Below are 15,647 nucleotides of genomic sequence, written 5' to 3'. Positions count from 1 at the left end.
AGGCCGGTAGCGACGCGCGCCCCGGTCAAACCGGACCCGGAAACCGACGCTCGTCTGGGCTGTGTCGACTACTTCGGGGGGCGTTTGCCAGTGTTCTCAGGAGGTGGTGGGGTGCCGGGCAGTTGATCAACATCGGATGCGCTCGCTCTCCCACACCCTGAAACAGGAGCGGGGCGGGAGCACCGGTGACGATGCGACCCTCTTCCTGATCGAGCGGCGCGGGGGTGCCGCCGACCACCTCGCCGTCCTGGAGTGAGCCGACAGCCGCACCACTATGCGGCGGAGCACCGAAAGACGGCCGGAGCCCGGCAGCGGTCGCCCCACGTGACCGCTGTGGTGCGCCGGCCGGCGGCCTCGTTCCCCGTGATCACCCGGATCGGCTCACTTCCCGGCCGGGGGTTCCGTGGTGGTGGTGTCCTCGGCGGCCGGGAGGTCCTGGAGGGCCTCCGCGGTGGTGGAGTTCCGCTCGACCTTCCAGTAACCATTGTTGATCGGATTGCCCGGCTTCCACCGGAAGATGTAGCCACGGTCGCCGTCGTAGTCGTAAGCCGGTGCGTAGAGGTAGCCCCCGTACCGCGTGTTGCTCATGCTGATCGTGTCGTTGTGGGCAAGGACGCCCTTGCCGCCCCGGGTGACGTCGACGTCGGCGTTCAGTGAGCCCGTGACCTTGAGCGAGCCGGTGACGCTTCCGTTGACCTGCATGTCCTTGCCGACGACGAGCTTGCTCGGCGTGTAGACCGTGACGTTGTGGTAGAAGACGGACTCGCCGGCGGTGCCCGTCTTGAAGGACTTGTTGACCTGGACGTCCCCGTCCGCCGTCAGCTTCCCGGTGATCTGGGCCGTGCCACCGGCCGAGACGTTTCCGTCGACGCGCAGTTCGCCCGTCGCGGTCAGCTTCTTGCCGTTGAGGACGGAGACGGGGTGGTTGAACTTCGTCTCGGACGTGCTGCCCGTCGTCAGGCTGCCGTCGGCCTGGAGGGCGCCGCTCACCGTCAGCTGGGCCAGCGTCTGGTCCGTGACGCACACGGTCAGGTGGTCCCAGCGCACCACGAAGCCGCCGTCCGGGGTGGGCGTGACCGTCTTCAGGGCGAACGCCGTGTCGCGCCGCACCGTGTTGGCCGGGACGTCGTACTTGCTGCCGCCCGCGATCGCGGCGTCGGTGACGCGCCGGTCGTCCATGTACAGCTCGTGGCTGTCGCCCCGTACGTGGTGCCACTCCAGGCGGACCGGCGCGTTCGCGGCGATGCGAGTGGCCGGCGGGCCGCCCTGGCTCTTGAGGGCGACGAGGGCGCGGCCGATACCCGGGGCCGGGTCGGCCCCACTGCGGAAGGGGAACTTCGCGACGTCCAGGGTCGTGGTGTGGGGCGTGTCGGGGATCGTCCCGTCCGTCGTCGCCCACTCCTCGATCTCGATCCTGGCGACGCCCGCCTTGTCGCTGACCATGATGCGGCGGAGCGTGAGGTACAGCCCGTCGACGGTGACCTCGCTCTCCCCGCCCTGCGGCGCGATGCTGAACCGCACCTTCGACGGTCCCGCCTCGCCCGCCGCCGGGAACACCGCGGTCTCCGCCGTCGGCACCGCGAGCAGGACGTCGGACTGTACGTCGACGACGGTCCAGCCCGAGTCGGGCTCGACGTAGGCGGAGATGCCCTCGCCCGTGAGTGCCAGGTCCTGGGCGAGGGTGCCGACGGGCAGCACGATGGCGATCTTGCTGCACCGTACGGGCGTGCTGCCGCTGTTGGAGATGACGAGGTCGATGTCGGCGTAGGAGTTCTCGTCCTCGTCGCCCGGCTTGACGTCCGGCGGGCTGGCGGTGAGCGGGTTGGGGACGGTCGTCAGGGCATAGGTGAGCAGGGGGCCCTGGTCCGCTCGGGGCGCGTCGGTCATCGGCGGTCTCCTTCGGTCTCGGCGGCGGGGGTGGGGCGGAGGGTGAGGCGTCCGGTGCGCAGGGCGGGGGCGGGGTGCGGGTGGTGGGCCTCGCCGTCGGCGGCATAGGTGTCGGCCTCGGTCCACCGGTCGCCGGTGGCGCTCTCCACCCAGGTCCAGGTGCCGTGCCGGTCGGAGGGGCGGGGCAGCAGGAGCGCGGACGGGTGCGCGGCGTGGCCGCCGTTGCCCGCGGGGTCCGGCTCGGGCGCGTACGGGGTGGCGGGCAGTGGGCCCAGCCGGAAGGACACCGGGAGCTCGGCGAGGGGAGGTTCGACGAGCCGGGCGGGCAGCCGTACCTCCGCTGTGGGAAGGATGTCGGTGGTGGCGTGCACGGTGCCGCGCGGGTCCGCGAGCAGGGTGAGGAAGGCCGCGTCGCGGTTCTCGGGGTCGCTGCCGGGCGGCCGGGCGGGCAGCGTGAGGGAGGATCCGGTGCCGATGGGGGCGAAGTAGTCGCGGGCCTCGTCGGGGAGTTCGGGGGTGTCGAGCACGGTGTGCAGCAGCCTGTAGTCGGTGGCGCGGTGGTCGCCGTGGAAGTAGCCGACGAGGCCGTCCGCGAGCTCGTTCCGCTCGCCGAGCCGGACCGGCCAGCGGTAGGAGGGGTAGCCGGGTGGGGTCCCCTCGCGCAGGTTCCGCCAGGCGGGGTCGGCGTACGGCGGGCCGTCCAGGTCGATGCCGAGGCGGACGCGCAGGAGCGCGAGCGGGCGGCCGAGCAGCACACTCGGGGTGTACGGCGGAGGGGCCTCGCCCAGGGGCGCGGTCGTGGACAGGGTGCGGTCGATGACCGTGAGGAGGGAACGCAGGGCGGCCGGGCCCCGGTCGGCGGCGGTCAGGGCCACCAGGAAGTCGTGCAGGTGCGGGTAGGCGTCGCGCAGTTCGCCGATCGTGCGGTAGCGGGAGTACGGCAGCGGGTGCCAGGTGGCCCGGGGGCGGCCGTCGGGCGGGAGCGTGGTGCGCAGCTCGCCGAGCGGGGCCCCGTCCGGGGCGTAGGCGTACAGCGCCCGGTCCAGGTAGCCGGGGACGAGCCAGGCCGCGACGGCCGTGGTGTCCGGGTCGCTCGACGTGGTGAGCGGGTTGAGGTCGTCGCGGGCGTCGAGCAGGGTGAACCCGGCGCGGGCCGGCTGGACCAGGCGCGGGGTGAGCTGGGTGAAGCGGTACCAGGTGGGCGGGTTGATGGTGTGGTGGCCCTGGGCGGGGTCGGCAGGGCTCCTGAGCGAGGGGGTGAGCTCGGCGGGGAGCTCGGGGGCGAAGCGGCGGGCGGGGACGCCGACGCCGATGACGTCGCCGGGTTCGTTGCCGGCCGCGAACAGCAGGGCGCGCGGGTCCGGGAAGATCGCCGGCAGGGTGTGCCCGAAGCGGTCGATCACGGCAAGCCGCTCGAAGGCGAACTGTCCGGCGCGCAGCGGCTGGTAGAGGGAGGCGTTCCAGCCGGTGAAGGGACGCGGCCGGGCGCCGGGGTCGGGCGGCAGGGTGCGGGCGGCCGCCTCGGTGAGCGCGGTGCGCAGGTCGGGCGAGAGCCGGGAGTGCGGGTTGAGGGAGGCCGGGGTGTGGCCGCGCGCCGTGAGCTGCTCGGTGAAGCCGACGAGCGGCTGCGCGAACAGGTCGGCGTCGTCGGCCTGCCGGGCCAGGGAGCGCAGGGCACCGGCGGCCGGCCCCGGGTGGGTCCGGGCGTACTGGCGCAGCGCGGCGGCCGTGGTCTTCCCGGGGGTGGGGGTGAGGAACTGGCGGCCGCGCAGGCTGACGGGGACAGGGTGGGCGCCGGTGCCGAGCCAGCGGTAGGAAGTCCCGTCGAAGCTCCAGTTGGCACGCCCGGCGCCCGCACCGCCCGGGTCGCCCTGCCACTCGATGGGGAAGTAGTCGACCTTCCACTCGAAGAACAGCGGCGACCAGGGCTGGCGCCAGGGGGCGGTGTACGTGCCCGGGGTGCCGACCGCGTTCTCCTCCGGCGCGCGCATGGCCTCGGTGAGCGCCGTGACATCGCCCGCGTAGCCGGCGGCGCGGGCGAGGGCGCGTGCGTTGGAGGGGGCGAGGTGGAGCAGCTCCCGCAGCAGGGAGGCCAGCACCCCGGCCAGGCCGTCGGGGGCGGGCAGGTGGGGTGGCGCGGGGGTGTTCGCCTGGCTCGCGGAGACCGTGGTCCCGGCGGCCCGTACGCCGGTGACGAGCGCGGCCGGCCAGCGGCAGGCGAGCGGCGGGGCCTCGTCCTCCTCCGCGTCGTCGTACGTGGCCTCGGGCACCGTGTAGAGGTCGGCCGTTGCGGGCTGCTCGGGGTCGGGCGGGAGGGGCCGGTCCTTGGTGCCGCGGATCACGACGACGGGGTCGTTGGGGAGCTGGAAGCCGGGCAGGACGTCCCGTTTGAGGACGACCTGGTCGGCAGGCAGCCCGTGGGCGTCCTGGTAGGCGCGGATGGCGTCATTGAGGTCGTCGGGGGATTCGGCCCAGGGGATCGCGGCGCGTAGCGTCGCGACGGTGTCGCGCGCGGCCTTGGCCTCCTCGGTCGCGGTCCTCACCAGCGCGTCGAGCCGTTCGCGGTAGGCGCCGGCCGGCTCGCCCGGGGCCTCGGGGACCTTGGGCAGGTTGGCGGCCCACCACAGGTCGTAGAGCCTGCGCTGCGCGCCGATCAGGTCCTGGACCGCGGCGTCGTGGGCGGCCTGGGCGGTGTTGAGCCGGGCCAGGACCTCGGCGTACGCGGTCCGGGCGGCACGGGGCCGGCGGCGTGCGCCCTCGGCGGGGGCATCCGGTGGGACGTCCTCCAGGACCCAGGTGTAGCCCGCGTGGGTGGGGGTGAACCAGGAGGCGTGGACGGCGCGTTCGGCCCGGAACTGCCCGTCGGGTTCGTCGAGCAGGTCGAGTACGCCGGAGTGGACGGCCGAGAGCAGCGCGGCGAGCTCGGGCGGGGCGCCGGCCCGGCGGCCCGCGTGCTCCGTGATCGCCTTGGTGGCGTGCTCGGTGTTGTTGCCGACGCCGATGGTGACGTAGTCGGGCCGGTCGGAGGCGGGCATCGGGCTGCCCTGGCGCTGCCAGGCGATGTCGAGGACCGTGCCGTGGCAGACGGTACGGGCGCTGTCCGGGGCCGTGCCGTCGGCGGTCCAGCGCAGGGCGGCCATGCGGGCCGCGAGGTCGCCGGCCAGCGGGTCGGCCGCGGGGTCGCCGTACCAGCCGGCGACGAGGTAGTTCAGCTGCCACGCGGTCCGCGGGTCGAGGTCGTCGGTGCGGTCGTGCACGGAGAACACATCGGTGTTGTACGGCTGGTAGGCCGCGAACGTGGGCAGGCCGGGGCCGACGGCGGTGAGGAACAGCCCGCCGGGGGTGCCCGGTTCGCTCCATTCGCCCGTGGCCAGATCGACGCGGCGCCCGATGCGGGTGAGGCGCCCGTCGCGGTCCATGTAGGGGCTGGTGCCGAGGGCCGGGTCGAGGTGGTCGCTCTCGACGATCCAGCCGGTGTCGGTGCGCTCCCCGGACGCCGTGGCGACGGCCTGGCGGACGACCAGCCACCGGTTGGGGACGAGCGGGAAGACGGGGACGCCGTCGCCGTCGGTGTCGGTGCCGTGCGTGAGGGCCTCGGGCAACTGCCAGTGCAGGTAGATGCCTTCGCGCGCGGGGTCGGAGTTGAAGGCGGTGTCCGTGTTGGAGAACGCGGGTGGTTCGGGTGACAGGTTGAGCCGGGTGAGGGCGTAGTTGGCCTGCCACCGCTGGAAGACCTCCGCTAGGCGGACCCGTTCGTTGACGGCCAGGGCCTCGATCTGCATGGGGACGACGAGCGGCTGCTGTGCGGCGGCCGCTCCGGGGGTATCCGTCACTGCGCCTTCCTGCCCTTTCTGTGGACGGTGTGCGGTCATCGGGCCGGCTCGCGGGTGATGAGCTGGCGGAGGGGCGCGTTGACGAGCTGCGTGGCGAGCCCGGCGGGGCCGAAATCCGCGGCGGCCTGCTGGCCGAGGGCGGTCAGCCGGGCGCCGAGCGCGCGCAGCAGGCCCGTGCCGGCGGTGGGGCGCAGGTCGAGGACGGCGGGGCGGCCTGCCGGGTCGGGGCGCAGGTGAGCGTCGAGCCCGTCGGGGCCCGGGGGGTTCGGGAACGCCTCGTTGGTGATCTCTCGGGCGACGGGGGCGTCGACCCTCCGGAGATTGATCGTCCGGCGGCCTTCCAGGTCGGTGTCGATGCCGAAGGAGAGTCCCTCCGGCGGCTCGGCCAGCTCGATCTCGTCGGGCACGTCAGCGAAGAGCACGAGGAGCACGTCGGGGCCGAGAGCGTCCTGGCGCAGCACGGCGATGGGCTTCCGGGTGTCGCCGTGGCCCCGGTAGGGGCGGACGAGCAGGCCGGGGCACTCCCGGACGAGCGCGGAGCGGATGAGGACGCCCGCTCCGGGGGTGACGGCTTCGTCGCCGCGCGCCCAGGGCGCGGCGATACGGGCGACGGCGGCGTCGAGTTCGCCGGTGATGGCGATGCCGGCGGCGCCGGAGACGAGGGCGGTGAGCCAGCCGGGGTCGACGTAGAACACCCGCAGGGACTCGGCGGGCAGGGCGCTCTCGTCGGGGACGAGGGCGGGGAAGGGGATGTGGTGCAGCAGACGCAGCTTCCGGAGCCAGGCGGTGACGGGTTCGGCGTCGTCGGCGAGATGGGCGGCGAGGGCAGTGCGCAGCGCGGTGGGCGGGTCGGCGAGGAGGGCGGCGGTGCGGGCGGCCCGGCCCGCGCCGCGGTGTCCCGCCGCGGGGGCATGCAGGGCGGGGTCCGGGGGCGGGGGGACGGGCCGGGCGACGGCGGGGTGGGTGGCCGCGCGCAGGAGGCGGGCGGCGGTGCCGTCGGCCGCGAGCTCCTCCAGCAGGCCGCCGAAGGGGCGCGGGCCCATGGCCCGGGCGTGGAAGGCGGCGTCGCGCGACGAGGCCTGTGTGCCGAGGCCGGGCGCGGTGAGGCGCTGGGCCATGGCTGCCGCGCGGGCGCGGGCCTTGGCGTGCCAGGCGGACAGGGTCGCGGCGAAGTCGGCGTCGGCGAGCGCGAGGGCCCGGCCGAGCGTCCAGGCCGCGCCCCAGCCCGCGTCGAAGAGGCCCCAGGCCCGCTCGTAGACCATGAGCTGGGCGGCGCTGGTCCAGCCGGGCTCCGGGGTGTCGGGGAGCTTCTGGGCGGGTTCGGCGGTGAACGGCCCCCGGTACCAGGCGTAGGTGTCCTCGCCGGTCTCCAGCCGGTAGGGCAGCGGCACCCGGCCGGACTCCAGGTGGGCGAGGGCGCTCGCGCGTGCCTCGGAGCCGTCGCCGGCCGGGGGCGGGGGCAGGCGCAGCAGCAGGTCGCGCTCCTGGCCGGTGGAGTCGAAGAGGAAGTGGCGCACCCGGCCGGCGAATCCGCCGCCGGGGGCGGGGTCGCTGGTGAAGGACCAGCTGTGCAGCGCGGCCAGCCGGACGGTGACCTCGTGGGTGAGCCGGCCCGCGTCGGCGTCGGCGAGGATCGACCGGCAGCCCTCCAGGGCGACGAGGTGCGCGGCGTACCGCGCCTGGACGGTCCGGTCGGGCAGCCGGGAGGAGACGACGACGGCGTAGGCGCCCTCGGCGAGTTGTTCACCGCGCAGGCCGGTGTCGGTGGTGACGTCGCGGACGTGCAGGAGGTGCCGGAGCTCCTCGGTGCGGGGCACGACGGTGGCGAAGACGTCGCCGGGGATGTCGACGGTGCGGCACGGCGCGGTGGGGTCGCCCTCGATCTGGGAGGGGGCGATGCGGGGGTGTCGTACGCCCTCGGCATCGGTGAGCAGTTCCTCGGCGGTCCGGGTCACGGTCACGGCGTCGGCCCGGGGGTCGGCGGGGAGCTCGCCCTCGGCGAACACCAGCAGGGCGAGCCAGGGTTCGGCCGGCGCGGCGTCTGCGCGGCCGGGTTCGTCCAGGCGCCGCATCCAGGGCAGCAGCGGGTTGGCCAGGGTCAGGTGGGCGAGGGTCGTGGAGTGGTCGGCGTGGGTGCCGGGGGCGGGGTTGACGGCGTGCACCTGGTCGTCGGCGAGCGCGAACTGCGGGGCGCGTACCTCGAAGGTCTCCTCGACGGGCGCGAGGTAGCCGCCGGTGTCCACGCCGGGCAGGGTCTGCTCGGCACGGACGCGGTACAGCCCGGCGTCGATGGCCGGTTCGCGGTTGTCGCGGAAGTGCAGGACGAAGCCGGGGTCGGTGACCGGCACGGGGGCGTCGAGCTGGTCCGTCATCGTGCGGCCCCTTCCGAGGCGGTGGCGGAGAAGGTGGTGAACAGCGCGGCGGAGGCGACGGTGCCGGGCGGCAGCTGCCAGCGCCCGGTGACGGCCGGCCCGTCGGCGCCGAGGTCGACGACGGCGACGGTCGCGTCGTCGCAGGCGATGAAGGCCCGGCCGGCGTCGGGGGTGAAGGTGAGGGACAGCGGCGCGGCGCCGAGCGGGAGTTCGGCCAGCAGCTCGCCGCCGGCCACGACGGACACGGCGGCCGCGTGCCGCACCCAGGCCCGGTCGCGGGGGTCCAGCGTGAGGGCGACCGGTGCGGCGCCCACGGCGACCTCGGACTCCTTGACCGTGACGGGCGGGGAGGAGTGCGGCTGCTCGTAGAGGGTGACGACGTGGCCGGTGTCGCCCGTCCTGCGGAGGACGACGGCCCGCCGGGCCGAGCTGGTCAGCATCGCCAGCGCCGTGCCGGGGACGGTGAAGTCGTACGGCCTGTACGTGGCGCCGCTGGTCGGCACCGGCATCACCTGCACCTGGCCGTTGCTGCCCGCGGCGGCCCCGTAGACGTACACCCGGCCCGTCTCCCCCGGAGTGACGAACGTGGGTGTGGCGGGCCCGTAGACCTTGCCCCGGAGTTCACCGGCCGAGGTGTCGTAGGTGACGGTGCTGCTGGCGTCGTTGGCGTTGGCGTACAGGCGCCCCGCCTCGACGTCGACGGCGATGCCGCCGAAGTTGCGTACGTCCTGGTGGTCGACGCGCGTGTGCACCGGCGGGGTGCCCCCGGTGAGGTCGACGGAGGCGGCCGCCCAGGGCGCCGGGCAGGCGACGACCGCGCGGGTGGCGTCGCGCCTGACCGCGAGGACGGTGGGCCGGCCGCCGAGGGTGAGGCCGGCGCGCGGCGGCCTGGCCCGCTGGGCGACGGTGTCGATGACGGCGATCTCCTGCCCGTCGGGCCCGATCGCGTAAAGGCTCGCGCCGTCCACGGAGGTGACGGCGAGGTACGGGCCGGGCCGGCCGACCGGGACCCGGCCGATGACGGCCGCGGTGAGCGGGTCGACGGTGAGGATCTGCCCGGTGGTGTCGTCGAGGACGAGCAGGACGGGGTCGGGGTGCGGCGGCGCCGGGTCCTGGGTGAGCAGCAGCGGGTCGGCGTCGAGGCCGAGGGTGCGGGCCCCGTCGGCGTACGCGCTCACGGTGCCGTTGGGGAGCGGGCTGCCGGGCAGCAGACCGGCAAGGGCGCTGTGCATCCGGGTGCGGGCGGTGCCGGCCGAGAGCGTGGCGAACTCGTCGGCGAGGACGCCGACACCCGCCCCGTCCGGCTCGGCCAGGTGCACCGGGGAGCCGCCCGGCACGGCGTCGGGGTCGAGGGGCAAGGGGGCGTCGGGGGTGAGCTTCTCCTGGGCGAGGTCGCGTTCGGCGATGGGGCCGAGGTCCTGGCCGACGGTCTTGGGGCCCGGCACGGTGACGCGCAGCCCGGTGATGTGGTCGAGCAGGGGGTCCTGGCCGAGCGTTTTGTCCTGGGGGACGTCCGGGTCGCCCCAGAGGGCGAACGGCACGTTCCCGCGCTGGGTCTCGACGCGCCAGAGCTCCTCGCCGGGGACGGCGCGCCAGTTCGCGGTCTGTCCGCGGCGGGTGTCGCTGAACGCGACGGTGACGTGCAGGAGGCCGTCGATGTCCTTCTTGCCCATGGGGCGGATGTCGACGGTGCCCTCGCCTTCTCCGACCGGATCACGCTGGTTGAACTGCGCCCGCGCGGTGGGCACCACACTGGAGACGGCGAAGGAGAAGCCCGAGGGGTCGGCGAGCCAGGGTTCCGTACCGGCCTCGACACGTGCGGCCCGCAGCTCGGGGTCGGCGTCGGAGTCGGTCAGCAGGCCGGTGAGGGGGTGGGCGGTGAGCGGCTTCGCGGGCGGCAGGAGCTGGGTGCGGAACTCGTTCCAGTCCAGGTGCGCCGGGCCGGTCAGGGAGGCGCCGAACCGCACGGTGACGGTGATGAAGACGAACTTCGCGGTGACCGTGCCGCCGGTGGGCGGGCCCCAGAGGTCGAGCGAGGCGCCCAGTTCGCCGCGGACCGTGAACAGCAGCCTGACCTTGGCGCCGACACGCACCGAGATCCCTGCCCGGAAGTGCAGGGGCGCCCACTGGATGAGGATGTCGGCCTTGGCGGTCAGCCACGCCTCGACGATGCCCGCGCTGTAGCGCACGTCGAGCAGGCCGCCGGCCATGACGGCGTTGGGGGTGAGGGCGAAGTAGGCGGCGCCGGTGAGGGAGACGGCGGAGCCGACGGACCAGGTGAAGCCGAGACGCGGGACGACCGGGAAGTGGCGGGGCACCGGATAGCTCGGGTGGTAGCCGCCGACGGTGAGGACGAAGTCGCCGGCGTGGTCGCTCGGGGCGAACCACGAGGAGAAGGCGAAGCCGCCGGTCAGGACGCACGACGGATCGATGACGTAGGAGTCGACGAGCTGGGCGGAGGCGGTGAGTTCGCCGCGCGCCGACTGGAAGACGACCCGCAGGTCGACGCCGATACGGGCGTACGCCGTGCCCTTCTTGGGGAAGCTCGCCACGGCGTGCCCGAGGAGGGCGACGGTCAGGTCGTGGCCCGCTTCCAGGAGGAGCAGCACGCGGGCGCGGAGGAACTCGAAGGAGGTGAAGTCCAGGCCGCCGGCCAGCCAGATCTGCCCCTCGCGGGCCGTGACCCAGGGCGGTGACCCGTCGGTGAGCCGGGCGAGCGCCTGCATCGGGTCGTCGGGCAGGTCGCCGTCGAGCCCGGCCACGAAGGGGAAGGTGCTGACCTCGTCCTGGCGGGGGACGCGTACCGAGCTGTTGTAGCCGAAGCCCAGCGCCACGCCGGTCACCCGGAACGGGGGCGGGCCGCCGAACGCGGCGGTGGCCCGTCCGAAGACGAACATCGATGTCGTGCCGCCCGTCCTGCGCTGGTAGGCGCCGACCGCGGTGACGCCGAAGGTCGGCATCTCGATGGCGAGCTGGCCCTGCACCATCAGGTCGTAGCCCGGCTGCCGGCGGGTGATCAGCCCCCCGCCGACGCGCAGCGGCGGCCGCTCGAAGGAGACCAGCAGCCCGTCGAGCCGGGGCTCCGGCAGCAGGGGGTCGCCGTCGAGGTCGAAGCCGAGGCCGAGTCCCTGCACGGCGATGTCGAGTCCGGCGGCGCCCAGGGAGCCGTCGAACATGAACCACAGCAGGCCGCGCTCGTAGGCGAGCCCGATGCGCTGGATCTGTACGGGCCCGAAGGCACGGCCCACGTCCACCCACAGACCGCCTCGGTCGGCGGCCGGTGCGGCGGAGCTCTCGGCGGGCAGGCCGCCGTCCGTGCCGGCGGCGGGGAGCGCGTGGGCGGGCGGTGTCGTCGGCGACGTCGGGGCGGACATGCCCACGGACAGCTCCAGGATCGCCGGACCCAGGCGCAGATCGGCACGGGCGGCGGGCCCCGCCTTGAGTCCGACGGCGGGCAGCGGGCCGACCGCGGCCGTGGTGAGGAGACGGTTGACCGTGGCCGTGATCGTGGCGTCGAAGTCGCCGGAGCTGTAGACGACTTGCAGGTTCTCGATGCCCAGGTCGCCTGCCGGGGGCAGGTACTCGCCGACGAGCGGCAGGGCGGAGAGGTCGAGCCGGGCGGAGAGATCGAGCCCGACGCAGAAGCGGGGGGCTCCGCCCGGGGGTTTCACGCGGGCGAACTTGGCGCTGTCGAGGGCAATGCTCAGATCGGCGGGAATGCCGTCGGCTGCCTCCGGGAAGAGGGCGGCGATCCAGTCGCGCAGGGAGACGCGCAGCGAGTCGTCGCCGGCAGCCCGGTACGTGGCGACGAAGACGTCCGTGCCGCCCCCGGCGGTGTCGAAGAGAAGATCGAAGCGGAAGCCGTCGACGTCGAGGGTGCCTCCGTAGCGCACACCGGTGGAATCCCGGGTGACGGCCGCGCCGAGGGACGCGGTGAGGCCGTCCGCGATCGTGAGATCGCCCTGGCAGACGAACTCGGTCCGCACGGTGCCGGTGGTGTGGGAGACCCAGAGGCTGGTGAGTGCGAGGCTCTCGACGGGGCCCGGCACGTCGGTGAGGCCGAGCGCGGACACGACGTCCCGGATGCCGAAGGACGTGCCCGCGGTGAGCCCGCCGTAGAAGGACCAGCCCTGACCACCGCCCACTTGGGCGGCGGAGACATCGATGCTGATGGCCTGGCCGAGCGACACGGTCCCGCCGAACCGGGCCACGAAATTCTCGTCACGGCTGTAGGACAGGTCCAGGGACAGGCCGCGCAGCGTCAGCCCGGGAGCGATGTCCCAGGTGCCGGTGAGCTTCGTCCGGACGAGGTAGGCGTCCCCGAGGTCGGCCGCGAAGCTGAGCTCGGCGCTGCCGAGCCCGTCCGGCACCTCGGCCACGGGCATGCCGAAGGAGGTGAGCAGCTCCCGGACGTCGACGGCTTCGCCGCCGCGCAGCCGGCCGGTGACGCGCAGGTCGGGGAACCACAGGGAGATGTCGAGGCCGAGGGCGGTGGCTCCGCCGGGTGCCTTGAGGTCGAGTGCGGCGACGACGGCCATGGACGTCGCGCTGTACGCCCCGTCCTTCCGGTCGAGCCGGTAGTCGAACCCGGCGACGTGGTCGGGCGAGAACGCGAATTCCTGGAGGCCGGCCGCGGTGGCTGCCCAGACGGCGTCGCCGGCGAAGGAGCGGCCGAGGGTTTCGAGGGCGCCGGCGAAGGCGCCGGGCTGGACGGGCCGTACGGCGGCGGCGAGGCGGCCGGGCCCGTCGGCGGTGACCGTGGCGGTCACGTCGGTCTTGTCGTGGACGGCGTCGAGGAGGAGCGTCGTCGCGCCCTCGGCGGTGACGGTCACCCTCACGCCGGTCACGACGAGGGTCATGGCGGTGCCGGCGGCGGGCCACTCCTGGGAGGCGCAGACCAGGGGGAGGGTGAGCCGGGTGCCCTCGGGGTCGATCTCGGGGGGACCGGAGCCCGCGGCGCCCTGGAGGGTGCCGTGCGGGAAGGCGGTGAGCACGTCCCGTAGGGAGTCGGGTAATTGGGCATCGACGGAGGTCAGGGTGGGTGGGGAGCCCAGGGTGAGGATGTGGGCGCGCAACGCTTCCAGGTCGACGGGGGGCTGGCCGCCGGTCTGCGGTGCGTTCATGCCGGTCTCCGCTCTGTCGGCAGGGAAGGGTCGGTCATTCACCGGCTTCAGGGCGCCATTTGGCGCCGCCGCCGATCATCGCTTCGGCCTCGACCTGGACGACGGTCTTGCCGAGGAGGGTGAGGGCGTCGGTCCCGCCGTTCGACTTCTTTGTCAGCTTCGCCCACTTCAGGATGGCGTCCCGGAAAGGCGGAGTGGTGTAATCCGTGTACTGCCCGGGGGAGTAGTGCAGCTTGACGGTGACGGTGGACTCCTGACCCAGCCCCGCCGCCCACTTCTGCGTGAAGGACTTGGCGAACAGGCCGAACCTGGCCATCTCCGCCGTCATCCGGGCGATCACATGCAGCCCGGCCTCGGCCCCCGCGGTGTCGTCACGCCGCCCGGCTACCACGTCCCCGAGGTAGGTGTGGAGCTTGCTCAGCCGCCCTTCCATCGTGCTCCGCGACAGCGTTTCCTTGTCCGCTCCTTGTCCGTACTCGGCCTTCACGAAGTCCGACCCCTTCCTCAGGGTCATCCCGGTGGGGATCAGCTGCCTCCGGCCTGCCTCGTCGAGAGCCCTCTCCTTGTCGTCCCAGGCACCCATGAAGTCCGTGCCGCCGTCGTGCGTCCAGCCGCGCAGGTAGAGGTTTCGCTTCAGGAAGTAGAGCTGGACCGTCCTGGTCGCGTCCAACCGGACATCGACCATGAAGAAGCGCGCGTCTCCGGTCTGCCCCGGCGTGAACGTCGCGTACCGCTGGCGGAGGAACACCAGCATTTCGCTGACCCGTTTCGCCCCCGCGGCACTCGCCGGGCTGAAGTCCAGGGCATTCCCCAGTACGTCGTCATGCTCCAGGGCCATAGAAAAACCCCTCCCACCCCAGGCGCGGCCGATACGCAGATCGCTTATCAAGTCAGATCAGGGGTATGCCCGACAAGTATGCGTCTGGGGCTGATAACACCTTTCGGACATGGGTGAATCCCGAACCACATCGAAGAGCGACCCACCGCCCACCTGGTCGAGATCGCACGGCAGGGCGTCGGCATCCTCGGCCCCCCACCCCGGCCGCCACGCGCCTCGAATACATCGCCCGCTTCACCGACTTCGGCTCCAAGAGCATCGCCCGCCCCGCCGAGCAAGCCCGCGACATCCTCCACACGAAACCCGCAACGACCCCGGACGGCACCGCCGCGCCACGCCCAGATCGCGCATAGCCGGCCGTCTGGAGGAGATTTCGCGCGGCATCGCAGCTGGTGAGTCCGCTCGACGTAGGGTCGGGCGCCTGGGCAGGCCGCTGTCGACCATCTCGCGCGGGATCGCTCGCAACGACGGCGGCCATGAAACTACCGGGCCTCCGTCGCAGCCAAGAGACAGAGACATGCCCGCGGGCTCGGCGGCGCCCCAAGGCCGCCAAGCCCGCCCAACTCCCCCTACTGCTGACGGGCCGGATTACGTGCGCGAAGAGATGCGCCGTCAGGTTCCCTACGGGCCGGGGCAGTTCAGGTGCGATGACCGCCAGGGCGAGACATCCACTCCGGCCCACCGGCCTGGAGATGTCCGGAAGCCGCAGTTTCGCGCGCGTGTTCCTCGCTGTCCGAAGTCGCAGGGAAGCGGGTTCCAAAGGCTGACCGTCAGGTCATGGCATGGGTCGTTGTGCGGTGACCGTGAAGTAGTCGAGGGTGCCTTCACGGTAGGCCCGCAGGAAGTTGCGAGGCCAGGTGCCGGGCTCCCACATGCGCGCCAGCCAGCGGTCCCAGCCAGGCCATACCGACGCCCCGATCGGGGTGGCACGCACCCCGGTCAGGCCGGCCCGTTCGAGGCTGCCGGTGAGCTGCGGGACGGTGTGTGCGACGTCCAGGCCGGTGCTGTATGTGTCGAGCAGTTCGGCCAGCCGCTCGGGTCGGGCCGGGTCGGCGTCGGGGACGAAGAAGCTGGCGATGACGGCACGGCCGCCGGGCCGCAGCACGCGTTGGGCCTCCCGGGCGAACGCGTCGAGGTCGCGGAAGTGCTGGGCGGCTTCCACGCTGTACAGGCAGTCGAACTCTCCCTCCGCGAACGGCATGCTTTCGGCTGCTCCGTGTGCGAAGCGCAGCTGTTCGGGGCGGCGGGCCAACAGATCGGCGTTGGCCTGTTCAGCCCGCTTGAGCTGCTGTGGATGGATGTCCATGCCGGTGACGTGCCCGAAGCCGTACTCCTTGAGCGCAACTGCGCAGCCGACCCCCAGGCCCGACCCGACCTCCAGGGCTCGCGGCTCCTGTGCAGCCGCCAAAGTGGCGAGCACGTGGCGGTACATGGCCTGTTGGCTGCTGATCCGGTCGTGTTCGGTCAGCGGCTGGTCGAGGTCGATGTCCTGCCAGTAGCCGAAGTTGATGAACCCCCCGCCGAACAGGGACATCGAGCTGAGATCGGCCGGACCATACGCTTCCTGCACTGCGGGCGGGATGGGGTATGGGGT

The 15,647-nt window shown here is 73.4% G+C and carries 6 protein-coding genes and 1 pseudogene; 1 reads left to right on the top strand and 6 read right to left on the bottom strand.

What is annotated here, in order from left to right; genetic code table 11:
- Nucleotides 1-381 precede the first annotated feature (381 nt).
- The 5 genes from NUT86_RS00545 to NUT86_RS00525 are packed head-to-tail and all read right to left on the bottom strand — an operon-like array spanning nucleotide 382 to nucleotide 14,053.
- Nucleotides 382-1,887, bottom strand: a complete 1,506-nt coding sequence (locus NUT86_RS00545) for a polymer-forming cytoskeletal protein (protein ID WP_274732640.1) — start codon at nucleotides 1,885-1,887, stop codon at nucleotides 382-384.
- The gene (locus NUT86_RS00540) at nucleotides 1,884-5,720 is read right to left on the bottom strand and encodes a hypothetical protein (RefSeq protein ID WP_274732639.1); all 3,837 of its coding nucleotides are present in this window, start codon (nucleotides 5,718-5,720) and stop codon (nucleotides 1,884-1,886) included. Before NUT86_RS00540 ends, NUT86_RS00545 begins: the two co-directional genes overlap by 4 nt.
- 35 nt (nucleotides 5,721-5,755) lie before the next feature.
- A complete protein-coding gene (locus tag NUT86_RS00535; RefSeq protein WP_274732638.1) occupies nucleotides 5,756-8,092 on the bottom strand; it encodes a hypothetical protein in 2,337 nt (778 codons plus the stop codon).
- Complete coding sequence (locus NUT86_RS00530) at nucleotides 8,089-13,215, bottom strand: DUF6603 domain-containing protein (protein WP_274732636.1); 5,127 nt, start codon at nucleotides 13,213-13,215, stop codon at nucleotides 8,089-8,091. The genes NUT86_RS00535 and NUT86_RS00530 overlap by 4 nt, the downstream gene beginning before the upstream one ends.
- 34 nt (nucleotides 13,216-13,249) lie before the next feature.
- Nucleotides 13,250-14,053 (bottom strand): ribosome-inactivating family protein, encoded by an 804-nt coding sequence (locus NUT86_RS00525; RefSeq protein ID WP_187413125.1) that lies wholly within the window; start codon nucleotides 14,051-14,053, stop codon nucleotides 13,250-13,252.
- Between the two features lie 138 nt (nucleotides 14,054-14,191).
- Between NUT86_RS00525 and NUT86_RS00520 the strand changes: the two are divergent.
- Nucleotides 14,192-14,406: pseudogene (locus tag NUT86_RS00520) on the top strand (MarR family transcriptional regulator); the annotation flags it as partial.
- Nucleotides 14,407-14,828: 422 nt separating this feature from the next.
- Here the strand turns inward: NUT86_RS00520 and NUT86_RS00515 are convergent.
- A complete protein-coding gene (locus NUT86_RS00515) occupies nucleotides 14,829-15,623 on the bottom strand; it encodes a class I SAM-dependent methyltransferase (RefSeq protein ID WP_342456215.1) in 795 nt (264 codons plus the stop codon).
- Nucleotides 15,624-15,647: the final 24 nt, after the last annotated feature.

The sequence above is a fragment of the Streptomyces sp. G7(2002) genome (assembly GCF_028870195.1).
In the GTDB taxonomy this organism is placed as follows: Bacteria; Actinomycetota; Actinomycetes; order Streptomycetales; family Streptomycetaceae; genus Streptomyces; species Streptomyces nigrescens.
This window is presented reverse-complemented; position numbering and strand designations above follow the sequence as displayed.

Excerpts from the sequence above, each read along its gene's own strand:
- NUT86_RS00530 (WP_274732636.1), bottom strand. The coding sequence starts at position 13,215 with ATGAACGCACCGCAGACCGGCGGCCAGCCCCCCGTCGACCTGGAAGCG.
- NUT86_RS00545 (WP_274732640.1), bottom strand. The coding sequence starts at position 1,887 with ATGACCGACGCGCCCCGAGCGGACCAGGGCCCCCTGCTCACCTATGCC.
- NUT86_RS00535 (WP_274732638.1), bottom strand. The coding sequence starts at position 8,092 with ATGACGGACCAGCTCGACGCCCCCGTGCCGGTCACCGACCCCGGCTTC.
- NUT86_RS00525 (WP_187413125.1), bottom strand. The coding sequence starts at position 14,053 with ATGGCCCTGGAGCATGACGACGTACTGGGGAATGCCCTGGACTTCAGC.